15 protein-coding genes are annotated in these 22,225 nt (G+C 69.6%); 8 read left to right on the top strand and 7 right to left on the bottom strand.

The features are described from left to right. Positions 1 to 11: 11 nt before the first annotated feature. A complete protein-coding gene (locus ABTX18_RS27545; protein WP_352125446.1) occupies positions 12 to 956 on the top strand; it encodes a DUF4349 domain-containing protein in 945 nt (314 codons plus the stop codon). 83 nt (positions 957 to 1,039) lie between these two features. Continuing rightward, on the top strand, positions 1,040 to 2,422 hold the full coding sequence (locus ABTX18_RS27550; protein ID WP_352125447.1) for an FAD-dependent oxidoreductase: 1,383 nt from the start codon (positions 1,040 to 1,042) through the stop codon (positions 2,420 to 2,422). Positions 2,423 to 2,457: 35 nt separating this feature from the next. Here the strand turns inward: ABTX18_RS27550 and hemE are convergent, their stop codons facing one another. Continuing rightward, positions 2,458 to 3,531 (bottom strand): uroporphyrinogen decarboxylase, encoded by a 1,074-nt coding sequence (gene hemE, locus ABTX18_RS27555; RefSeq protein ID WP_352125448.1) that lies wholly within the window; start codon positions 3,529 to 3,531, stop codon positions 2,458 to 2,460. Positions 3,532 to 3,623: 92 nt separating this feature from the next. Between hemE and ABTX18_RS27560 the strand changes: the two genes are divergently transcribed. From ABTX18_RS27560 to ABTX18_RS27590, 6 genes are all read left to right on the top strand, one after another. Continuing rightward, positions 3,624 to 4,283, top strand: coding sequence for a DUF3000 domain-containing protein (locus ABTX18_RS27560; RefSeq protein ID WP_352125449.1), 660 nt, complete (start codon positions 3,624 to 3,626; stop codon positions 4,281 to 4,283). Between the two features lie 264 nt (positions 4,284 to 4,547). Continuing rightward, a complete protein-coding gene (locus ABTX18_RS27565; protein WP_352125450.1) occupies positions 4,548 to 5,210 on the top strand; it encodes a helix-turn-helix transcriptional regulator in 663 nt (220 codons plus the stop codon). A gap of 133 nt (positions 5,211 to 5,343) precedes the next feature. Then, the gene (locus ABTX18_RS27570) at positions 5,344 to 6,618 is read left to right on the top strand and encodes an HRDC domain-containing protein (RefSeq protein WP_352125451.1); all 1,275 of its coding nucleotides are present in this window, start codon (positions 5,344 to 5,346) and stop codon (positions 6,616 to 6,618) included. Between the two features lie 242 nt (positions 6,619 to 6,860). Next, on the top strand, positions 6,861 to 8,081 hold the full coding sequence (locus tag ABTX18_RS27575; RefSeq protein ID WP_352125452.1) for a thiolase family protein: 1,221 nt from the start codon (positions 6,861 to 6,863) through the stop codon (positions 8,079 to 8,081). Further along, a complete protein-coding gene (locus tag ABTX18_RS35890) occupies positions 8,078 to 10,210 on the top strand; it encodes a 3-hydroxyacyl-CoA dehydrogenase NAD-binding domain-containing protein (RefSeq protein ID WP_503061214.1) in 2,133 nt (710 codons plus the stop codon). The genes ABTX18_RS27575 and ABTX18_RS35890 overlap by 4 nt, the downstream gene beginning before the upstream one ends. A gap of 260 nt (positions 10,211 to 10,470) precedes the next feature. Then, on the top strand, positions 10,471 to 11,250 hold the full coding sequence (locus ABTX18_RS27590; RefSeq protein ID WP_352125453.1) for an endonuclease/exonuclease/phosphatase family protein: 780 nt from the start codon (positions 10,471 to 10,473) through the stop codon (positions 11,248 to 11,250). Between the two features lie 183 nt (positions 11,251 to 11,433). On the opposite strand, the gene ABTX18_RS27595 is transcribed toward ABTX18_RS27590, so the two are convergent. The 6 genes from ABTX18_RS27595 to ABTX18_RS27620 form a co-directional block, all read right to left on the bottom strand. Beyond that, positions 11,434 to 12,822 carry a GDSL-type esterase/lipase family protein gene (locus tag ABTX18_RS27595; protein ID WP_352125454.1) on the bottom strand — a complete coding sequence of 463 codons (1,389 nt, stop codon included), beginning with the start codon at positions 12,820 to 12,822 and terminating at the stop codon, positions 11,434 to 11,436. A 41-nt stretch (positions 12,823 to 12,863) separates the two neighbouring features. Then, positions 12,864 to 14,867 (bottom strand): PIG-L family deacetylase, encoded by a 2,004-nt coding sequence (locus ABTX18_RS27600; protein WP_352125455.1) that lies wholly within the window; start codon positions 14,865 to 14,867, stop codon positions 12,864 to 12,866. A 58-nt stretch (positions 14,868 to 14,925) separates the two neighbouring features. After that, positions 14,926 to 17,799, bottom strand: coding sequence for a stealth family protein (locus ABTX18_RS27605; RefSeq protein ID WP_352125456.1), 2,874 nt, complete (start codon positions 17,797 to 17,799; stop codon positions 14,926 to 14,928). A gap of 9 nt (positions 17,800 to 17,808) precedes the next feature. Then, on the bottom strand, positions 17,809 to 18,750 hold the full coding sequence (locus tag ABTX18_RS27610) for a hypothetical protein (RefSeq protein WP_352125457.1): 942 nt from the start codon (positions 18,748 to 18,750) through the stop codon (positions 17,809 to 17,811). Continuing rightward, on the bottom strand, positions 18,747 to 20,354 hold the full coding sequence (locus ABTX18_RS27615) for a stealth family protein (protein ID WP_503061215.1): 1,608 nt from the start codon (positions 20,352 to 20,354) through the stop codon (positions 18,747 to 18,749). The genes ABTX18_RS27610 and ABTX18_RS27615 overlap by 4 nt, the downstream gene beginning before the upstream one ends. Positions 20,355 to 20,935: 581 nt before the next feature. Further along, entirely contained in the window at positions 20,936 to 22,039 is a 1,104-nt protein-coding gene (locus tag ABTX18_RS27620; protein ID WP_352125459.1) for a PLL family lectin, read from the bottom strand. Between the last annotated feature and the right edge of the window lie 186 nt (positions 22,040 to 22,225).

The raw sequence follows: 22,225 nt of genomic DNA on the forward strand, positions 1-22,225 counted from the left end.
GGGGGACAGTTATGCACGCAGCACCCATCACCCGTACCGGCAGACGAGCGGCCCGCCGCTCGCGCACCGCGCTCGCCGCCGGGCTGCTCACCGCCGTCCTCGCGCTGAGCGGCTGCGGCGCGGGTGACAGCAGTTCCGACGAGGACGCCGGCGGGCGCGCCCTGTCCGCCGAGAGCGGGAACAAGGCGGGTGCCCCCGCCGGGGAGGCGGCCGCGGACAGCAAGGAGGGGGCGCCCGAGTCGGGGAAACCGAAGAAGCCGGATCCGGTGACCGCCACGCACGTCATCCGTACCGCGGCCCTGTCGGTGGAGGTCAAGAGCGCGTCCAGGGCGGCCGCCACCGCCCGTACGGTCGTGCAGAACGCGGGCGGGCTGGTCGCGAACGAGACGACCGAGCAGGTGGACGACACACACGACTCCTCGCATCTCGTGCTGCGGGTGCCGCAGGAGGAGTACGACAACGTGCTGCGGGAACTCGCCGGAGCGGGGAAGCTGCTCTCCCGTACGTCCACCGCCAAGGACGTCACCGATCAGGTCGTCGACGTGGAGAGCCGGATCGCCACCCAGCGCTCCAGTGTGGCGCGGGTGCGCAAGCTGATGGAGCGGGCAGACAAGCTCGCCGATGTCGTCACGCTGGAAGGCGAACTGAGCAGCCGTCAGGCTTCGCTGGAGTCCCTGCTCGCCCAGCAGGCCTCGCTCAAGGACCGTACGGCGCTGGCCACGATCACGCTCGACCTGACGGAACCGGAGACGGCGCCCGAGGAGGACGAGGACCCCGGATTCCTGGACGCGCTGAGCGGCGGCTGGCACGCCTTCCTGACGATGCTGCGGTGGCTCGCCATGGCGGTGGGCGCCACGGCGCCGTTCCTGGCCGCCGCGGCCGTCCTGCTGGTCGTGTGGCGGCTGCTGCGCCGCCGGGGCGGGAAGGCGCAGGAGCCGCCGACGGCCGGCGAGTGAGGTTCCCCGGGGACGCCGCCGCGTCCCCGGGACCGGCCGCGCCGTAGCGTGGGCCCTTCGCAGTGGCGTCGAAGGGACCTGGCATGGCGGCGGAACGACTGGTGGTCATCGGGGGCGACGCGGCGGGCATGTCCGCCGCGTCCCAGGCGCGCCGGCTCAAGGGCCCCGACGAACTGGCCATCACCGCTTTCGAGCGGGGCCACTTCACCTCGTACTCGGCCTGCGGCATCCCGTACTGGGTCGGCGGTGACGTCGAGCACCGGGACGACCTGATCGCGCGTACGCCCGAGGAGCACCGGGCCCGCGGCATCGACCTGCGGACGCGTACCGAGGTGACGGAGATCGATGTCGCCGGGCAGCGGGTACGCACCCTGGACCAGGACTCGGGCGAGACCTCGTGGACCGGCTTCGACAAACTGGTCATCGCCACAGGGGCCCGCCCGGTGCGCCCCGCGCTGCCGGGCATGGACGCGCCCGGGGTGCACGGCGTGCAGACCCTGGACGACGGGCAGGCGCTGCTGGACACCCTGGACCGGGCGAAGGGCCGGCGCGCGGTCGTCGTCGGCGCGGGGTACATCGGCGTCGAGATGGCCGAGGCGATGCTGAATCACGGCTTCGAGGTGACCGTGCTCAACCGCGGCAGGCAGCCGATGGCGACGCTCGACCCGGACATGGGGCGCCTCGTCCACGAGGCGATGGACGGGCTCGGGATCACGACGGTGAACGGCGCCGCCGTCACCGCGATCCGTACCGGTGCGGACGGCCGGGTGAGCGCCGTGGAGACGGACGGCGCGTCCTACCCGGCGGACGTGGTGGTGCTCGGCATCGGCGTCGAGCCGGAGACGACGCTGGCCCGCGCCGTCGGGCTGCCGCTCGGCCCGCACGGCGGGCTGCTCACCGATCTGTCCATGCGGGTGGCGGGCCACGACAACATCTGGGCGGGCGGCGACTGCGTCGAGGTCCTCGACCTGGTGGCGGGCCGCACGCGCCACATCGCCCTGGGCACGCACGCCAACAAGCACGGCCAGATCATCGGCTCCAACGTCGGCGGTGGCTACGGGACGTTCCCGGGCGTGGTCGGCACGGCGGTGAGCAAGGTCTGCGACCTGGAGATCGCCCGCACCGGTCTGCGCGAGAAGGACGCCCGTGCGGTGGGTCTGCGCTTCGTCACGGCGACGATCGAGTCGACGGGCCGGGCGGGCTACTACCCGGGGGCGCGGCCGATGACGGTGAAGATGCTCGCGGAGTACCGCACCGGGCGGCTGCTGGGCGTGCAGATCGTGGGCCGTGAGGGGGCGGCGAAGCGGGTGGACGCGGCTGCCGTGGCGCTCACCGCCCGGATGACCGTGGAGCAGATCACGTCCCTCGACCTGGGCTACGCGCCGCCCTTCTCCCCCGTCTGGGACCCGGTCCTGGTTGCGGCCCGCAAGACGGTGACGGCACTGCGGGAGGCGGGCACCGCCTGAGGGCTGCCCTTAGGGCTTCGCCCGCCTCCGGCCGGTCAGCGCGCGGTGCTGGTGTGGACGTACTCGACGAGCCGCGTCAGCGCGTCCGGGTCCATGTTGGGCATCACGCCGTGGCCCAGGTTGAAGATGTGGCCCTCCAGGCCGGCGGCCGCGTCCAGCACCTCCTGCGTCTTGGCCTCCACGGCGGCGGTCGGGGCGAACAGCACGGCGGGGTCGAGGTTGCCCTGGAGCGCCTTGCCGGGGCCGACGCGGCGCGCGGCCTCGTCCATCGGGACGCGCCAGTCGACGCCGACGACGTCCGCGCCGGCCTCGCCCATGAGGCCGAGCAGTTCACCGGTGCCGACACCGAAGTGGATGCGCGGGACGCCGTACGGGGCGACGGCGTCGAAGACCTTCGCCGAGGCGGGCAGCACGGAGCGGCGGTAGTCGGCGGGGGCGAGGGCCCCCACCCAGGAGTCGAAGAGCTGCACCGCGGAGGCGCCGGCCTCGATCTGGACCTTGAGGAAGGCGCCGGTGATCTCGGCGAGGCGGTCGAGCAGGTCGGCCCAGAGCTCCGGGTCGCCGTACATCAGGGCCTTGGTGTGCTCGTGGTTGCGGGACGGGCCGCCCTCCACGAGGTAGCTCGCAAGAGTGAACGGGGCGCCCGCGAAGCCGATGAGCGGCGTGGCTCCCAGCTCGGCGGTGAGCAGCCCGATGGCCTCGGTGACGTACGAGACGTCCTCGGGGGTGAGGTCGCGCAGCCGGGCGAGGTCGGCGCGGGTGCGGACCGGCTCGGCGATCACCGGGCCGACGCCGGGCTTGATGTCGAGGTCGATGCCGATGGCCTTGAGCGGGACGACGATGTCGCTGTAGTAGACGGCGGCGTCGACCTTGTGGCGGCGGACGGGCTGCATCGTGATCTCGGCGACGAGCTCCGGCATCGTGCAGGAGTCGAGCATCGGGATGCCCTCGCGCACCTTCAGGTACTCGGGCAGCGAGCGCCCCGCCTGGCGCATGAACCAGACCGGTGTGTGCGGCACGGGCTCGCGCCGGCACGCCTTCAGGAACGCCGAGTCGTGGGTGGCGGAGGTCTTCGTCTGGTGGCCCGAGGGGCGGTCAATGGCACTCACGCACCGAATCTTCGCATGCGTGCCGAATGAGCCCTGCCCCGCACGGGTGTCCTTCCGCGCGCGCGGCTCCCGTTCCGCCTACTCTTCCCCGCATGGCTCCGGCGCAGGGACACTTCTCCGATCAATCCGATGGTGCTGACGGCACGGACAGTGCGGAGGGTGGTTCCGTCCCGCCCGCGTTCGGTTCGGCGGTCGACGCGCTGCGCTCGGCGCGCCTGCGTCCCGAGCTGGAGGTGGAGCCGACGAGGCCGCCGAAGCGCCTGGCCCCGTACGCGTACGCGCTGGAGGCGGCGGTCGTCGACGGCGAGGACGATCTCGCGGACGGCCGTCTCGTCCTGCTCCACGACCCGGCCGGGCACGAGGCGTGGCAGGGCAATTTCCGGCTGGTGACGCTGGTGCGCGCCGAGCTGGAGCCGGAGATGGCGTCCGACCCGCTGCTGCCGGAGGTGTGCTGGTCGTGGCTGACCGGTGCGCTGGAGGCGCGCGGTCTGTCGTACGGGGAGGCGGGCGGCACGGTGACCCGGGCGGGCTCGCACTACTTCGGTGCGCTGGCGACCCGTCGTCCGGCGACGCAGATCGAGATCCGGGCGTCGTGGACGCCGCGCGAGGGCCGGGGCGGTGCGCCGGACACGGCGGCCCATCTGATGGCGTGGGGCGACCTGCTGTGTCAGATCGCCGGTCTGCCGCCCTCGGAGCCGGTGGACGCGGCGGTGGTGACGCTGCCGCAGCGGCGCGGGCCTCAGGTTTCGTAGGGCGGCACGTCCCCCGCGTTCAGGCCGCTCGACGGTCACCCTTTCCTGTTCCTGACAGAGAGTCACAAGCCTCGCACAGGCACCGGTTCTCTTTTCGTACAATCGATCGCGCGTCCTATTTGCCCGAATTGTTACTCACCAAATAGTGATCTTCCCCTAAAGGAGCAGGCGTCTGCTGCCGAAGGAGTCAATGACCCTTCAAGCACGGTTCGCCCCGGCTTCATCCCCGAGCCGGCCCGTTCCCGCCACTCCCCAGGAGGCCTGGTGTCCGTTCTCCTCGAGCAGCCCGCAAGCCTGGTCGCCTACCGCCCGAACAAGCCGACGGCCATGGTCGTCGTGGCCGACCCGCGCGTCCGTTCCACCGTCACCCGCCATCTGTGGGCACTCGGAGTACGTGACGTCATCGAGGCGTCGTCCATCGCGGAGGCCCGTCCCCGCGTCGGCAACCCGCGCGACATCTGCGTAGCCGACGTCCACCTGCCCGACGGTTCCGGGCTGACCCTGCTGTCCGAAACCCGAGCCGCCGGCTGGCCGAACGGCCTGGCTCTCTCGGCCGCCGACGACATCGGCGCCGTACGCAACGCCCTCGCGGGCGGCGTGAAGGGCTATGTCGTCACCGGCACCCGTACCAACATCGGCCACCCCACCCGTCCCGGCGTCGCACCCATCGGCGCCACCGCCGCCCGTATGCACCGCCGGCCCCCCGGCGCCCCGAGCCACCCGGGCGGCTACCGCGAACTGTCCGGCCGCGAGGTGGAGGTCCTGCGGCTTGTCGCCGAAGGGCAGTCCAACAAGGCCATCGGCGTCTCCATGGGGCTCTCCGCCCTCACCGTCAAGAGCCACCTCGCCCGAATCGCCCGCAAGCTCGGCACCGGAGACCGCGCAGGCATGGTCGCCGTCGCCCTGCGGACGGGCATCATCCACTGATTCCCACGATTCCCCCGAATCCGTACCCCCGCCGGTGTGCGGAGATGCGGAACCGGCTGGATTACATGCATCGAAGCCCGTCGGCGGATCATTCCGTCGACGGGCTTCGTACATACACAGATACCCTTGACACGTGACCGACGCCCAAGAGACCGCAGCAGACACTTCACTGCGAACCACCGGGGGCGCCCCCCCGGACGACGTCGCCCCGGCGCCGATCCCCTTGCTCGAACCTCGCGAGGGCATTCCGCCGGTGGTGGCCTCCGACGATGCCCTGGCCGGGGTGATCGCCGCCTTCGCCGCGGGCTCCGGCCCGGTGGCCGTGGACGCCGAGCGCGCCTCCGGCTACCGGTACGGACAGCGCGCCTACCTCGTACAGCTGCGCCGGGACGGCGCGGGCAGCGCGCTCGTCGACCCGGTGGGCTGCCCCGACCTCTCCGGGCTCGGAGAGGCGCTGCGCGGCACCGAGTGGATCCTGCACGCGGCGACGCAGGACCTGCCCTGTCTGCGCGACATAGGAATGACGCCGACCGAACTCTTCGACACCGAGCTGGCCGGGCGGCTGGCCGGATTCCCCCGGGTCGGCCTCGGCGCGATGGTCGAGAGCGTCCTCGGCTACTCCCTGGAGAAGGGGCACTCGGCCGTCGACTGGTCGACCCGCCCGCTGCCCGAGCCCTGGCTGCGCTACGCGGCACTCGACGTCGAGCTGCTGATCGACCTGCGCAACGCCCTCGAGGACGAGCTCGACCGGCAGGGCAAGCTGGAGTGGGCGCAGGAGGAGTTCTCCGCCATCGCGGCGGCACCGCCCGCTCCCCCGCGTCTGGACCCCTGGCGCCGCACGTCCGGCATGCACAAGGTCCGCCGCCGTCGGCAGATGGCGGTGGTCCGCGAGCTGTGGACCATGCGTGACCACATCGCCCAGCGCCGCGACATCTCCCCCGGCAAGGTGCTCGGCGACGCCGCGATCGTGGAAGCCGCCCTGGCACTTCCGCCGAACGTGCAGGCGCTGACCGCGCTGCCCGGCTTCGGCCACCGCATGGGCCGCCGCCAGCTGGAGCAGTGGCAGGCGGCCGTGGACCGGGCGAAGGAACTGTCCGACGCGGAGCTCCCGCAGCCCGGCCAGCCCCTGGCCGGACCGCCGCCGCCCCGCGCCTGGGCGGACAAGGACCCGGCCGCCGCGGCCCGTCTGTCGGCCGCCCGCGCGGCGGTCTCCGCGCTCGCGGAGCGCCTGAACATGCCGCAGGAGAACCTCATCACCCCGGACACCGTGCGCCGGGTGTGCTGGGAGCCGCCGAAGAACCTGACTCCGGAAACGGTCGAAAGCGCGCTCGCCGGATACGGGGCGCGGAGCTGGCAGATCGGGCAAGTCGCCCCGATCCTCCTGCGCGCGCTCGCTCCGGAGGCCTGAGCAGGCATCCGGCAGGGGCGTATTCACGCCAGGTTGGCGCGGCACCTGCCGCTCTCATCGTTCTCTTCATGGCCCGGCCGGCCCCCTCGTGGGGCCGACCGGGCCATTTTGCGGATGTGACCTTCGCCGCTCCCGCCGCAAGGACTGGGCAGTCTGGTTACCCGCAAGTAGCATGTGGGTGGCGGCACGCTTCCGGGCGTGCCCCGCAGCAGTGCCATCCCGCACCCTGGAGGAGAGCCACCGTGCCTCGTACCATCCGGGACGTCGTCTTCGTCGACGGCGTCCGCACCCCGTTCGGCAAAGCGGGCCCGAAGGGCATCTACCACGAGACCCGCGCCGACGATCTCGTCGTGAAGGCCATCCGGGAGCTGCTGCGCCGCAACCCGGACCTGGACCCCGCATTGATCGACGAGGTCGCCATCGCCGCGACCACGCAGATCGGTGACCAGGGCCTGACGCTCGGCCGCACCGCCGGAATCCTGGCCGGGCTGCCGCAGTCGGTTCCCGGTTACTCCATCGACCGCATGTGTGCGGGCGCCCTGACCGCCGTCACCTCGACGGCCGGCTCCATCGCCTTCGGCGCGTACGACGTCGTCGTCGCCGGTGGCGTCGAGCACATGGGCCGCCACCCGATGGGCGAGGGCGTGGACCCGAACCCGCGCTTCGTATCGGAGAAGCTGGTCGACGAGTCCGCCCTGTTCATGGGCATGACCGCGGAGAACCTGCACGACCGGTACCCCACGATCACCAAGCAGCGTGCCGACGAGTACGCGGTGCGTTCGCAGGAGAAGGCCGCCAAGGCGTACGCCAACGGCAAGATCCAGCAGGACCTGGTGCCGGTCTCCGTGCGCCGCACCAACCCCGAGGCCGGTGAGACGGGCTGGGGCCTGGTCACCGCCGACGAGCCGATGCGTCCGGGCACCACGATGGAGTCCCTGGCTGGTCTGAAGACCCCGTTCCGCGCCCACGGCCGCGTGACGGCCGGCAACGCCGCTGGTCTCAACGACGGCGCCACCGCCTCGCTGCTCGCCGCCGAGGACGTCGCGCGCGAGCTCGGCCTCCCGGTCAAGATGCGCCTCGTCTCCTACGCCTTCGCGGGCGTCGAGCCGGAGGTCATGGGCTACGGCCCGATCCCGGCGACGGAGAAGGCCCTGTCGAAGGCCGGCCTGTCCATCTCGGACATCGGTCTCTTCGAGATCAACGAGGCGTTCGCCGTGCAGGTGCTCGCCTTCCTGGAGCACTACGGCATCGCCGACGACGACGCCCGCGTCAACCAGTACGGCGGCGCGATCGCGTACGGCCACCCGCTGGCCTCGTCCGGTGTCCGGCTGATGACCCAGCTGGCCCGCCAGTTCGAGGAGCAGCCGGAGGTCCGCTACGGCCTGACGACGATGTGCGTCGGCTTCGGCATGGGCGCCACGGTCGTCTGGGAGAACCCGAACTTCGACGGAGGCAACAAGTGAGCACGACCACCACTGAGCTTCTGAAGGGTGCGGCCGAGCTGTTCCCCGGTGAGGTCGTCACGCAGGCGCACGTACGCCACCTGGACCTTCCGGCCGGTGCGGGGCGCTTCGCCCTCATCACGCTGGACAACGGCCTGGACCACACCAAGCCGACCACCTTCGGACCGCAGTCGCTGGCGAACCTGAACGCCGCGATCGACCAGGTCGAGAAGGAGGCCGCCGAGGGCGCGATCACCGGTATCGGCATCACCGGCAAGCCGTTCATCTTCGCGGTCGGCGCCGACCTCAAGGGCGTCGAGCTGCTGAAGGAGCACAAGGACGCGCTCGCCATCGGCAAGGGCGGCCACGACGTCTTCCGCCGCCTCTCCGGCCTCGCGGTCCCGACGTTCGCGTACTACAACGGCGCGGCGATGGGCGGCGGAGTCGAGGTCGGTCTGCACTGCTCGTACCGCACCGTCTCCAAGGCGCTGCCCGCGTTCTCGCTGCCCGAGGTCTTCCTCGGTCTGGTCCCCGGCTGGGGCGGCTGCGCACTGCTGCCGAACCTGATCGGCGCCGACCGCGCGGTCTCCGTCATCATCGAGAACTCGCTGAACCAGAACCGCCAGCTCAAGGGCAAGCAGGTCTTCGAGCTCGGGATCGCGGACGCGCTCTTCGAGGGCGCCGACTTCCTGGAGCAGTCGCTGATCTGGACCGCGGACGTGCTGAACGGCACGGTCACGGTGGAGCGCCCCGAGATCGACCGCGGTGACGCCTGGGACCAGGCCGTCGCCCGCGGCAAGGCCATCGCCGACTCGAAGGTGCACGGCGCCGCCCCGGCCGCGTACCGCGCGCTGGAGATCATCGCCGCGGCCAAGGACGGCGACCTGGGCGCCGGCTTCGACCGCGAGGACGAGGCCCTGGCGGACCTGATCATGGGCGGCGAGCTGCGCTCCGGGATCTACTCCTTCAACCTGGTCCAGAAGCGCGCCAAGCGCCCGGCCGGTGCCCCGGACAAGGCCCTGGCCCGTCCGGTCACCAAGGTCGGCGTGGTGGGCGCCGGCCTGATGGCCAGCCAGCTCGCCCTGCTGTTCCTGCGCCGCCTCGAGGTCCCGGTCGTCCTGACGGACATCGACCAGGCGCGCGTCGACAAGGGTGTGGGCTACGTCCACGCCGAGATCGAGAAGCTGCTCGGCAAGGGCCGCATCAACCAGGACAAGGCCAACCGTCTGAAGGCCCTGGTCTCCGGTGTGCTGGACAAGGCGGAGGGCTTCTCCGACGCCGACTTCATCATCGAGGCCGTCTTCGAGGAGATCGGCGTCAAGCAGCAGGTGTTCGCGGAGGTCGAGGCGGTCGCCCCGGCGCACGCGATCCTCGCCACCAACACCTCGTCCCTCTCGGTCACCGAGATGGCGTCGAAGCTGAAGAACCCCGAGCGGGTCGTCGGCTTCCACTTCTTCAACCCGGTCGCGATCCTCCCGCTGCTGGAGATCGTCCGCGGTGAGCAGACCGACGACGCCTCGCTGGCCACGGCCTTCGGCGTCGCGCGGAAGCTGAAGAAGACCGCGGTGCTGGTGAAGGACGCCCCGGCGTTCGTCGTCAACCGCATCCTGACCCGCTTCATGGGCGAGATCCAGAACATCATCGACGAGGGCACCCCGGTCGCCGTCGCCGAGAAGGCCGTGGAGCCCCTCGGCCTGCCGATGTCGCCCCTGGTCCTCCTGGAGCTGGTCGGCCCGGCCATCGGCCTGCACGTCTCCGAGACCCTGAACCGCGCCTTCCCGGAGCGCTTCACCGTCTCCGGGAACCTGGCCGCGGTCGTCAAGGCCGGCAAGCGCGGCTTCTACGTCTACGACTCCGGGAAGCCGGAGCTGGACCCCGAGGTCGCCGCACTCCTGAAGCAGGGCGACGTCGTCCTGTCCGAGGAGCAGGCCCGCGACCGCGTCCTGGACGCGGTCGCGCAGGAGATCGGCCTGATGCTGGACGAGGGCGTCGTCGCCGAGGCCCAGGACATCGACCTCTGCCTGATCACCGGCGCGGGCTGGCCCTTCCACCTGGGCGGCATCACGCCGTACCTGGACCGCGAGGGCGTCTCGGAGCGGGTGAACGGGAAGAAGTTCCTGGCACCGGGTGTGGCGAGCGTTCCGGCGTAACGCCGGCTCTGTGCACGCGGCGGGGGCCGTACGGGATTCGCTCCCGTACGGCCCTCGTTGCTTTCGGAGGCGACCCCTGACCTGCTGCGTCCCCGTATGCTGCCCACTCCGGAAAGTCGCGAACAAACATGGGGGGTCATGTGAGGACTTCGGTCAAGCGCGTTGTCCGGGGGTGCATCGGGGCGTTGGCGGCTCTGGTGTGCACCGCCGCTCTGGCGACATCGACAGCTGCGGCCGAGGAGCCGAAGAATCTGCAGGTCATGTCCTGGAACATGTGCGGCTCCCAGCGAGCGGGCTGGCACTGCGAAGGTACGGGGACACCGCAGCAGAAGGTCGGCGTGGTCAAGCAGCACGTCCTGAGCACCTGGGTGCACGCCGCCTTGCTGGAGGAGGTGTGCGAAGACGATCTCACCCTGCTGATGAACGAGTTGGGCGCCGGATGGAGCAAAAGCTTCCAGCCGTACCAGTGGTCGCAGGACGGGGTCAAGTGGAACAGCCGCTGCGGCGACGACGACGGCCGCAGCGACCGCATCGGTACTGCGATCGTCATCAAGGGCCAGATGGCCGATGCTCAGCGGTATCCGACGACCCAGCCGTGGACCGGGCTGCAGTACCCCTTCCACTGCGCGACGGCCGCCTACTGGGACACCAGGCTATGTGTCACCCATTTCGCCGGTCCTGGTGTCAACCCTGATCACCCCACCTGGGATTACCGGGACGATCAGCTCCTGGAAATCAAGGCGGTCGTCAACACGTTCCCCAGGACCGTCTTCGGCGGTGACTTCAACAGTCTCCCGCCGGACGACCCGAACAACACCGATGCGCGGATCTGGCCGGCCGACCTCTACTCGTCGGGGCCGGGTACCGCCGGGTATCAGGAGTGCGACCAGACGGGAACGGCACGAACGGGGCGGCCGACGCATGGATTCGGCGGGAAGATCGACTACCTGTTCAGCAGTGAGACCAGGCGCTGGTGCGTGGTGGCCGACTCGGCGTACTCGGATCACCACGTGATGATTGAAAGCGTCGGCGTCGCCTGACGGGCATGGAACGCCGCACCTGGACCGCGAAAGCGTCTCGGAGCGGGTGAACGGGAAGAAGCTCCTGGCACCGCCGGGCGTGGCCAGGGTTCCGGCATAACGGAGTGGCTCCGTTCCGGATGACTCAGGGGTGGGGCGACTGCCGACCGGCTGTGTGGCCGGGCCGGCGGTCCGCCGCACCCCTCACCAGGCAGGCAGCGCCGGATAGTGTTCGCAGCCCGGGCCGCAGGGCACGCGCGCGGACATCGACGTGTGGAGCCAACTGTCCTCGGGGACGCCGTGCACCTTCAGTTCCAGCCGCGACGGAGGCGAGTGGATGGCGCTGAACACCGCCACGAATTCCACCGTGTAGGTTCCCGGCCGCCAGTCGTGGGCGTGAGCGACCCGCCAGCTTCCGTCCTCCTGCACGGGGGCCTCGGCTATCAGTCGGCCCTGCTCCAGCACCATGACCTTCTGAGCGCCACGCCCGGCCTTGCCCGAAAATCGGGGTCGGGGGCCGCTCCACGCTCCCTTTCGCGGCCCAATCGTCTCGGGAGCCTCCAACTGGTCGAGGACCTCGAACTCCGTCTCCGCCGCCGTGGAAACCGTGTTGCCCGCCAGGGCAATACCGGTCACCTTGTGCCAACCGGCGGGCCACTGCACGGCACGCCGCCACTGCCACGTCCTGTCTTCGGCCGGGCGAGTCCCTCCGAGGTAGTTGCCCTCCTCGAAGAAGATCACATACTCGGCGCCCTCCGGCGCCGTTCCGGACAGCTTGCGTCCGGCACCGACCAGGGCTCCGGGGGCCGGCGACGCGAAGGACGGGGCGACAGCTGCTTCGGGCTGCGCGGTCAACGCGAGTTGTGGCTGCTGAACGGTGAACTCGGTCTGCACCGGCGGCATCGGCCCTGGCACCAGCCGCTGGACGTCCACCATCCCCGGCGGCAGTCCCGGTACGCCGGCCAGACCGCTCGCCACCAGTCGCGCCGCCTCCCGGGCCCCGGCGTGGTTGAAGTGAGAGGCGTCCACGATGCCCTGCGGGTGCGCCGGGTGCTCTCCCGGGTCCAGCCATCGGAAGAGACCCCGGGCGCGCATGGGTCCCAGCTCGCCAAGAAGCTGGGTGGTGGATGCAGTCATGTCGATGACAGGGCAGCCGAGTTCAGCGCCTGCCTCCAGAGTGAGCTGCTGGTATCCGTCGTGGGTATCCACCGGATTGGCCGCAGTGTCGAAGACACAGCGGGCGGCAGGGGTCACGAGAACCGGCACGGCACCTTCGGCACGGAGCGCTTCGACGTACAGCCGCAGGTACTCCTTGAACTCCTGTGGGCCGTGGTACCGGTTGAGCTGGTTGATGCGCTGCTCGACGTGGCCGAAGGCGATGAGCACAAGGTCGCCGTGACCGACGAGTGTGAGTAGCGCCGCGAATCGCTCGGTGTAGTAACTCCGCAGCGTCATGGCGTCGCGGGCGTAGTTGCGTACGTCGCAGTCGGGTCCGAGGAACTCCTCGAGGTACTGACCCCAGCCCGCGAGTGGCGCCTCCTCCTCGGTTCGGGAGGCCGCCACCGAGTTACCGATGACGCAGATCTTTCGCATGTCTTCTTCTCGTCTCCGTTGTCACGTGGCCCCGGGCGGGGTCAGCACGCCCGCCAGGGGCCGAACCCGACACCCGGCCGTGATTCTTCCTGCCGGGCCCAGTGCAGCCGACCGTCCGCGCCAAGTGCCGCAACGACCGCGCGGCCGTGTGCGTCGGCGGCGATCGCCGGTGCCCCGACCATCTGGATCTCGTGGCGTTCCCAGTCGGGCCGCACCGGGACTCGGCCGTCTGCGGGCAGCACTGTCACCGCGGGCCTGCTCTGCTCGTCCCTGCGGGCGACGACCAGGAGATCATGGTCCGCGGCCACCAGCCGAGCTGCGGCGACCGCTCCGGTGCCACCGTCAGCACTGAGCCGCTCCACGTGCTGCTCCCACGTGCCGTTGGGACGCTGCTGGTGGCGCATCACCGCCCCGGAGTCCTCCTCCCGGTAGAACAGCGCCATGCGGTTACGGCCGATCTGCACGGGGGTGAGGCCGGAGGCGGGCCTCCAGCTCTCGGGCACGCCGGTGACCAACTGGTCCTCCAGCTTGAACGGTCCGTATACGGTCTCCTGGCGCCACCGCACCCCTCCGGTGCGGTTCGTGGCGTACATGTCGATACGGCCCGTGGAACGCAGCACGGTAGCGAGGGAGTCCTGCATCCAGCGCCCGCCGAGCGTCTCCCAGGCGGCCAGACCTTCCGGCGTCTCGCGTCGCATACTGACGCCCACCGAGAAATTGCGCACGAAGACGTGGAGGTGGCCGGCCGGGTCCACGACGGCCGCGGGCACGCCGACCTCGCGGCAGCGCCGCCAGTCGCGCGTGGCCTCATCGGGGTTGCCAGCGGACTCCCAGGGCAGCACGGAGCCGGTGCGGCCCTGGCGCCACATGCGCACCACATCGACGTCGACCCGGCCCTCAGCGCCCTGGACGCGCCGCAGTCCGACAAGGTGGACGCCGCCGGTCCGGTCGGGGGCGACCGCGAGGCACGGGAGGAGGTCACCGCCGGGCAGCAGGAGCGGGCCGTCGAAGCGTCCGGCGCCGGCTTCTGTCTCGGTCCACACCGCGGCCTGGTCACCGAGGACCGCGTAGGCGGCAAGCCGGCCGTCCATCTGCCGGTGCAGCCACTGCGTGCCGTGCGGGTAGCGGCTGCGGGTGCTCCACCCGTACCGGCGGATGTCTGCTCCGTCACCGAGTTGGAGGTCGCCACAGTAGCGGTGCGCGCAGACGTGTCCGTCGGCCCCCCCGTACACGTCGACGAGGGACTTCTTCAGCGCGTGGGAGCGCTCGCTCAGGTTGTTCGGCCAGTGCTTGTTGCCGTACCCAGTGAAGTGCTCGATCAGCGGCGGACGGCCTCCGGCACGCAGGTGACGGCCGAGCGCCTCACGGGCGAACTGGGCGGTGGCGGTGTGGTCCGCATGGTCACTCGACGTGATACCGCGTGCCTCGTCATACGACTCGTGCAGCGGGTCCGGATCCATGCTCCACACCAAAGTGGGCTGCGCGTAGGAGAGCAACTGCGTGAGCGCGGCGACGACGTCCTCGCGGCCGAGGGCCTGCGTCTGGTGCAGGGCGGACTCGGCGGCGAGAAGTGTGGGCTGCTGGGCGGCGCGTCCGTCCCACAGACTTGTAAGCCTCGCCGTCGGCTGGTCGGCGGGGAAGCCATGCGCGGCATCCGCCATCCGCAGGCCCAGGAAGAAGAGCTGCACATGCGGCGCCTCGGAGAGATAGCACCGCTCCGCAGCCACGCCCGGTACGAGCTCGACCGGCTCCCGGGCCCAGACGGCTTCCCTCTTGCCGAGGACCATGGTGGCGTAGGCAGCAAGCAGGCCGTTCTGGCGTGCCTCCATGTAGCCGGCGAAGTCGATCGGAGCCTGCTCCCGCAGCGGGTCGCGGGTATCCACGTTGCGCCCGTCCGCCTCACCGGCGGTGAGGTAGACGCTGGTGACACGGTGGCCTGCGGCCAGCAGTCGGTACAGATCAGGATTGACGAAGTAGAGATCGTCGTCGGCGTGGGCGAAAATCTGGAACAGCGAGGCGGAGTTCACCTCGGCGGGCTGGGTCATGGCTGGTGGACGCTCCGATCGAAAACGGCTGACGAACCGCCGGCGGTGTGGGACACGCTCACAGTGGCCATCCCGGCAGATGTCCGGTCTGGAAGCGCTGGTTGCGTGGTGAACCCGCCTCGAACTGGCTGGCCACCGGAAAGTACGAGGGCAGGAACGCCGCCAGGACGGCGTCCTGCTCGTCCTCAGTGACATCGCCATCGTGGTAGTCGTTCAGGCAGAAGACGTCATGGGGGCGGTTCAGCTGTAGCCGGGAGAGCCGCTGCTTGTGCTCGCTCAGGCCCACGTTGACGAAGCCGCAGTTGATGCTGCCTGGGATCGAACGCTGGGTGTGGAAGCCGAAGTAGTGATGCAGAGAGGATGCGATCGCAAGGTCGGAGTGGCTTCGGAAGCGGCTGGCGGCGGTCGCCGCGACGGCATCCGGGTAGTAGCGCTCGATATCCGCGAGGACACTGCGGCGCAATGGGTGCGGTGCGTGCAGGAACGAGTGCGCGAGAACCTGTCCGAAGGTGTGGGCTATCAGGCCTCGGTTGTTCTTGGCAGCACTCACGTTGAACTCGTCGCCGAGAGTGGTGGGGCCCACGGGCACGGTCGTCGGGGACATGAAGTGCTTGGCGACGCCGTTGCTGTGGAAGAACATACTCGGCTGGAGCACACGGCCTATGAAGACATCGTCGTTGAAGTACAAAAAGTGCTCGGCCAGCCCGTCGATTCGGTGCAGCTGGCTCTCGATGGCGTGCGAGTTGTAGGTCGGCAGCACCGACGGGTCGGCGAAGATTTCCTTGTGGTCGACTACACGGACCCGCGGATGGCTCAGGTCCAGCCATTCCGGCACCTGCTGATCGGTGACAAGGTAGATGGTACGAATCCACGGGGCGTACATGTCGATGGAGCGCAGCGAGTAGCGCAGTTCGTCCCGGTCACGGAAGCGGGCGGCGCTGCTCGCCGAGTCCTCGGTCTGCATACCGAGGGCGTGCATCACCGCGTTCTTCCGCTCCAGCCAGGCAATGTCGCCTCCCTTGACCCAGGTATAGACGGCGTCGATAGGGAACTTGACGTCTCCGTGGACGGCATGGGCATACGGCTCGATCGTGGGATAGGTACGCCCGCCGAGCACGGTCGCGGTCACGTGCATGGTATGCGTGGGCACCTTGTCGCCCAGAACTGTGCGGACCGGGGAGACCATCATGTGCGGGTCCTCCGGGTCCTCCTCCCAGAAGTTGATCGTGCAGCCGTAGACCCCCGCGAGGCGCAGGGTGCGGGCGGGCGTGACGGCGTTCTGGTAGACGCGCACAGCCGCGCAGGGGGTCTGGGCATGCTGCTCGGCAAACGCTGCCAGGACTGTGGCGGTCGGGCTCTGGCGTTCGTTGAGCAGCGCCACGTAGACCGCGCTGCCGCCGTGCGCTGCCGTGAGCGCCTTGAGGACGAGCTCCCGATTGGAGACGTGAACGGCGACTGCATGCCGGACGTTGGTGTCGCGTGTGACGAAGTACGGGATCTGCGCCCGCTCCAGCGCCGTGCCGACCAATGCCAGATTGTGCTGGACCACGTCCCAGGGCGACTCGCTGCCCATGCGACGGCACAGTTGCCCGCCGTCGCGGACGAGGCCTCGATCGGAACGGAGCAGGCGCTCCTCCAAGGCGCGCTGGGCCTTGGAGTCGACAGAGGTAGCAGGGACCGGAGCGGCCGGAAGGAGAATCCCGTCCTGGCCGCTCATCAAGGAGTGCATGGCCTGCCGCTCGGCCTTACGAGCCTCACGCTGCCCGGATGCTCGCTCGCTTTCCAGCCCAGCGAAGATCTTCTCCCACATCGCGGTCACCACCGGCGGAGCAAGCCGGGCGACCGAATCGGCGGCCGCGCGCCCCATGCCATGGCGCAGCGGGGCGTCCTCGATGAGCCGGATGAGCGCCTGGGCGGCGGCAGCCGAGTCACCTGCCGGCACGAGTATGCCGGTCTGCCCATCCAAAACCACTTCGCGCGGGCCGTTGGGGCAGTCGTAGGAGACCACTGGCACACCGGCGGCCTGCGCCTCGGTCAGCACCAGCGGGAATGCCTCGTTGCGCGAGGTCATGAGAGCGAGGCTGGCCTTGGCCCACTCCTCGGCCAAGTGGGGGGAGTTGCCATTGAGCTGGATGCTGTCCTGCAGACCGAGCACATCGATCTGTCGCCGTAGGGCACCGGCGAGCGGGCCGTCACCGAAGATGCGCAGTGTCCAGGTGGGGTGCTGGCGGGCAACGATGTCCCAGATGGTGATGGCGTGATCGATCTGCTTCTCGCCGACCAGGCGACCGGCGATGACGACGGTCCGGGTCTCCAGGGTGGAGCGCGGCCGGAACCCGCGCGGAAGCGCGTTGGGGACGACATCTATGCGCGGAGCACTGTGGCCAAGAGTCTCGGCGAACCAGTCGCGCGTACGGTTGCTGAGCACAGCGAGCGCGTCGAGGCGGGAGGCGTAGCGCAGAAGCGGTTCCGCACTGGCGCCACGCAGTTCCGATACACGGTGCTCCTGGTGGAGCGTCATCACCTGCGGGGGTGCCAACTGCACCGCAAGCGCCATGAGCGCTGGTGTGGTGGTGATCAGCAGGTCCGTGTCGGTGTGCTGGAGTGCGTACTCCAGTTCCAGGTCGGTCAGTCTACTGAATGCCGCTTCCCAGGCGGGATCCACCAGTGTGCTCGGCCGATCGGCCACCTGCGCCCACGCCTCTGCGGTCAGGCCGGTGGGGCGGATCGGGACGGGAGCGGGCCCGGTCCGGTCGATCAGATAGTCGACACGAATGCGTTCGTCGATCGGAAAGAACAACTGCGGCTGGGTCTTGAGAATGCTCAGCACGCGCACATCATGGTTGCCCACGAGTTCGGCGGCTTGGTTGAACACTGCTCGTTCGGTGCCTCCGACGGCGTCCGCAGTGAGCAGGAGAAAGGTGATCTTCATTGTGGGCGGTTACGCGGCTTCCGTCATCGGGCTGCACTGGATGCGGAAGTTACCCGCGGGTGTGTAGCGGGGCAGTACGAGCATGGGGTTTCCTCCGACGGGCGATATCGCGGTCTGCCGGAAAGCAAAGACCCGTCCGGGGTTGCGGACGTCGTGCAGACGCCGCCCCAGGCGCATGTCACGCAGGTTGTCCGAACACAGAACCAGGTCCCACTGCTCGGCCCGGTCACGGCGCGGCACCATAAGGTGCAGCGGCACGGACACCTGCCACAGCCCCCCATCGGACTGTTCGACCTCAGCCTCCAGCCGGCGCCCGGAAGCCACGAACTCCACCCAGGGAGCTTCGGGTTCGCCCCCGACCGTGCGGAACGCGACCTCGACGTCGCTGTGGGTCGCCCGGACACGCACGACCTCGGCCGAAGGCTGGGACGGGCTGAATGTCACGCGGGCGCTCCCGGTGACACTGCGGCCCAGCCGGTATCGGGCTCCGGTCGACGCGGACGCTTCCATGGGCCGTGTGGGGCCGCCGTAAGGCACGGGAAGATCGACAAGGAGCAGGGGCAGCGCGCGCCGACGCAGCCCCCGTGACAGGCGCAACCTGATCTTCCAGCGGCCGGGAGTCAGGGGCAGGCCGTTCACGTCGCTCCCGAGCAGAATCGCGGCGTCCATCGCGACGCCTCCGTCATGGTCGGTGTAGACCTTGGCTGATGTGGCGAGCCGGCGGCCTCGGCGCCTCAATTCGATCCGGGCGCCCTCGTCCGGCCGCGCCCAGCCAGGCATCCGGGCGTGCAGATTGACGGTCTGGCCGTCGAGCACCGCGGCGTAGTGAAGGACAGCCGACCGGCCCTTGCGCCGGGGCAGGAAGAAACGACGCAGCAGAAACGACCGGAGGCGAGTTATCGGTCTGCGCATCCGGCGGCGCAGTGCGCGCAGTGGTCGTCGGAGCTTCATCGGGCGACTCCGTCGTCGAGGCCGTAGTGGGTGGGAACCGCGTCCACACTCGGGTGGAGGGCGCGGCGGTCGGTAAGTCGAGTGGGACCCGTGGCCCCGTCGGGCAGCTCGTATCGGCTGGGGACGGGAAAGTAGCCCTCGAGAAACGACCGGACCATACGGTCCTGCGCCTCGGGGTCGGGATGCACGACCGTGTCGTTGAGGCAGAACGTGTCGAAGTCACGGCGGGCGAGTAGCGAGTTCAAGCGGCGCCGAGCCTGGTCGGCGGCGAGGTCGATATAGACGTAGCGCAAATTGCCGACGGTCGCACGACTGGTGTGAAAACCGTAGTAGTGGTGCAGGGAAGAGGCGATCGGGACGTCCTGTGGTGAGCGGAAACGCGAGTGCTGGGTGCGGCGATGCTCCTCGCTGTACACCAGTTCGATGTCGGCGAGGACGCTTCGGCGCAGGGCGTGCGGGGTGTGCTTCATCTTCTGCGCGATCCTGGTCCCGAAGGACCGCTCGATCAGCGCCCTGCTGTTCTTCCCTGCGGCGTTCACCGGAAGATCTCCGTGGTCCGGGGCACCAGTCGGCACGAGGGCCTTGGACTGGAAGAACTTACTCAGCCCGTTGGCGTGGAAGAAGTGTCCAGGAGTGAGCGGGCGACCAAGGAACACATCGTCGTTGAGGTACACAAAGTGCTCGGACAATCCGTCTATTCGGTGCAGCTGACTTTCAATGGCATGCGAGTTGAACGTCGGCAGAGCGCTGATGTCCGAAAAGAGCTCACGATGGTCGACGACCTGCAGGCCCGGCACGTCGGTATCAAGCCAAGCCGGCACCTGCCCGGCGGTGACCAGGTAGATGTTGCGCACCCACGGTGCGTATTGATGCAGGGAGCGCAGGGAGTAGCGCAGCTCGTCGCGGCTGGTGAAACGGGCATCGTTCACCGCCTGGGCGTGCAGGTTCGGAGCAGGCGCGCCCGGGCGGCCCGAGCGGGCTGCATCCCGTTCCGCCGCCCATACCGGGTCGGCGTCGTCAACCCAGGTGTATACGACGTCGACGGGGAAGAGGTGGTCATCCGGCAGTGGCTGCGTGAACTCCGGCAGGGTGCGTGTGACGCCGGTGGTATATGCCCCCGGCACGAGGGCAAACAGGGCCTGCGGAGCGAGGGGTCGCGGCGTGTCCGCGGGAACGAGATCGACCACGCGATTGGGGCGGGGGGCTTCGTACTGACCGTCCCGCTCCGTCCAGAACTCGAGGTCGCACCCCTCCTGAACCCCGAAGACAAGGTGCTGCGTGGGGTCGGTGACGTACCAGGCGATCCGGAGGGCGTCGTACTTGCGCAGCTGTCGCCAGGACTTGTCGTCGTCACCCGGCCGCATCCCCGACTCCGACGCGGTGGCCACACCCACATAGCCCGGAGTCTGCTCGAAGGCGATCCGGAGCATCTCCTCAGCAGACTCGCGCGACGCGACCGGCACCGCGACTGTCGGGACATCCTTCGCGGTACCGCGGACACAGAAGTACTCGATTCCCCCGGCTTCCAGCGCCGCCACAAGAATGTGCAAATTGCGGGCCCGGGCCGCCCACGCCGTGGCGCCCTCCACGACCAGCGCATGCATGTGCCGACCTGCGACGCGCACCACCCGGCGCGTGGAGGCAGCGCTATGCCGGGGTGCATTCCGGCGGCCGCCCATCGCCCAGACGACGGTTGCAGACCGGATGGCGTCGACGGAGCTGAACGAAGACTTCACAGCTGAGCGGAGCGGAGCCGGCACCTTGCGGACAATGCCCCGTCGCGCGCCCGCGGGCACCACAGACCGGTACGCCGAAACCAGCGATCCCGCCTCCGGATTGCCGGAACCGACCACGAGGCATCCACCACCCACGCCACTGCGGTCCAGCGCCAGCCAAGACCGGGCACCACTTCGGGCCCGGACGACGGACGATATAAGACCGAAACTTGTCATCCCCGTTACGACCGCCCCACGGGACGATCACATCTGCTCACTCGCGAGCAGGTCACAGAACCTTCACATAAAGAGCCGATCAACGTCCAGCCAAAAAACCGGACATACGCGTCAAATACCCGTGATGAATCCCACCATGTTTTTGTACAACCTTCTATAGCTTCATGGAAACATCACATGAAGCCAAGGTGAGCCACAAGTGTCACCCAGCGCCCCGGAAGGTGCTGTTCAGGTCACAGCCGTTGCCATTGGGGCGAGAGCGCGAGCCCCGGTCCCTCTTCCTGGCGGGCGATGGAAACTACCCCGTCCTGACCGCGCAGCGCGACGACGACGCGACCGTGTCCGTCGAGTGCGAGCGCTGGATCACCGACGCACTCCTGGGCGGTGTCCGACCACCAGACTCCACCCTGCTCCTGCTCGGTGCCGCACACACCGATCAGCAGAGTCCCGCCCGCCCCGCGCTGCGCGAGAACCGTGCAGTCGTAGCCGTCGAGAGGGGTGCGCAGGGCCACAACCGCGCCGTCTCCCGGCTGTCCGCCCACGGGCACGGGCCATGCGCCCGCGCGGTAGGAGACGACCCCTGCCGTATTCGCGTCGGTCCAGTAATAGGTGAGGCGTTCCGGCGCCGTCTCGAGTGCTGTCGCGGAACCCTCCAGCGCATAAAACTGCGAAGGCGGGGCGATCCGCAGCGGACCGTCCGGTTCCTCCTGACGCCACTGCCGCACCCCCCGGTCACTGGGAGCGAAGACCTCCACGATCCCGCCGGAGGTCACCGAAGGCACGAGGTCGGCGGCGAGCCCGGCCCCCTTGAGGTCCTCCCAGGCTCCCCACTTGCCGCCCTTGCCCTCACGGCGCATCTGCAGCCCGCGGCCCGCGTTGCGCACGAAGACGAATACGGTCCCCTGTGCGTCCACGGCCCCGGCCGGCGGGCCGACCTTCCGGCCCGTCTCCGCGTCGCGGTAGAAGTTGCCGAGGGAGCGCCATTCGGTGACCGGACGGCCGGTCTGGTACTGGACGGCGTGCACGAAGTCCACGCTCGGCCCGTCGGCACCGGCACGCTCGCGCCGCCCGAGGAAGTGCACGTACGTGTTCGCGCCCTGAACGACCGTGAGGTCGGTGAGGTCCGCGACCGGCACGAAGTCCGGGCCGTCCCATCGGTCCCCGCCCGGGCTCTGCTGCGTCCAGCGCAAGAGGCCGCCGTCGGTGCGGGCGTAGAGCGTGAGCCTGCCGTCCTTGCCGAGCGGCATCCAGCGGCCGCGCGGCGTTCCGCTGACCCGCCCGGACGACGGGGCGAGAGGTGAGGCACTGATCGCGGAGTCCGCTCCTCTTCTCCGCATGACCCGTGACACCCTCTCCACTTCACCAGTTCTTCATCCTGCCCGCACGGGGCCGACCACATCATATGCTCAGCACGGCCCCGCTCTGCGGCGGGTCGCCCACGCCTTGGTCCTGCCGGGCAGAGACGCCCTCCGGCGGCCAAAGCGCCCATTCGGGCGATCGTCTGTTCTATAGTGCACGCTCAG

The organism is Streptomyces sp. NPDC096323 (genome assembly GCF_040302845.1).
Taxonomy (GTDB): domain Bacteria; phylum Actinomycetota; class Actinomycetes; order Streptomycetales; family Streptomycetaceae; genus Streptomyces.

What these genes read in the sequence shown, in the direction of transcription:
- ABTX18_RS27545 (WP_352125446.1), top strand. Translation starts at nt 12, where the DNA reads ATGCACGCAGCACCCATCACCCGTACCGGCAGACGAGCGGCCCGCCGC.
- ABTX18_RS27550 (WP_352125447.1), top strand. Translation starts at nt 1,040, where the DNA reads ATGGCGGCGGAACGACTGGTGGTCATCGGGGGCGACGCGGCGGGCATG.
- ABTX18_RS27560 (WP_352125449.1), top strand. Translation starts at nt 3,624, where the DNA reads ATGGCTCCGGCGCAGGGACACTTCTCCGATCAATCCGATGGTGCTGAC.
- ABTX18_RS27590 (WP_352125453.1), top strand. Translation starts at nt 10,471, where the DNA reads ATGTCCTGGAACATGTGCGGCTCCCAGCGAGCGGGCTGGCACTGCGAA.
- ABTX18_RS27595 (WP_352125454.1), bottom strand. Translation starts at nt 12,822, where the DNA reads ATGCGAAAGATCTGCGTCATCGGTAACTCGGTGGCGGCCTCCCGAACC.
- ABTX18_RS27600 (WP_352125455.1), bottom strand. Translation starts at nt 14,867, where the DNA reads ATGACCCAGCCCGCCGAGGTGAACTCCGCCTCGCTGTTCCAGATTTTC.
- ABTX18_RS27605 (WP_352125456.1), bottom strand. Translation starts at nt 17,799, where the DNA reads ATGAAGATCACCTTTCTCCTGCTCACTGCGGACGCCGTCGGAGGCACC.
- ABTX18_RS27610 (WP_352125457.1), bottom strand. Translation starts at nt 18,750, where the DNA reads ATGAAGCTCCGACGACCACTGCGCGCACTGCGCCGCCGGATGCGCAGA.
- ABTX18_RS27615 (WP_503061215.1), bottom strand. Translation starts at nt 20,354, where the DNA reads ATGCATGCGCTGGTCGTGGAGGGCGCCACGGCGTGGGCGGCCCGGGCC.
- ABTX18_RS27620 (WP_352125459.1), bottom strand. Translation starts at nt 22,039, where the DNA reads ATGCGGAGAAGAGGAGCGGACTCCGCGATCAGTGCCTCACCTCTCGCC.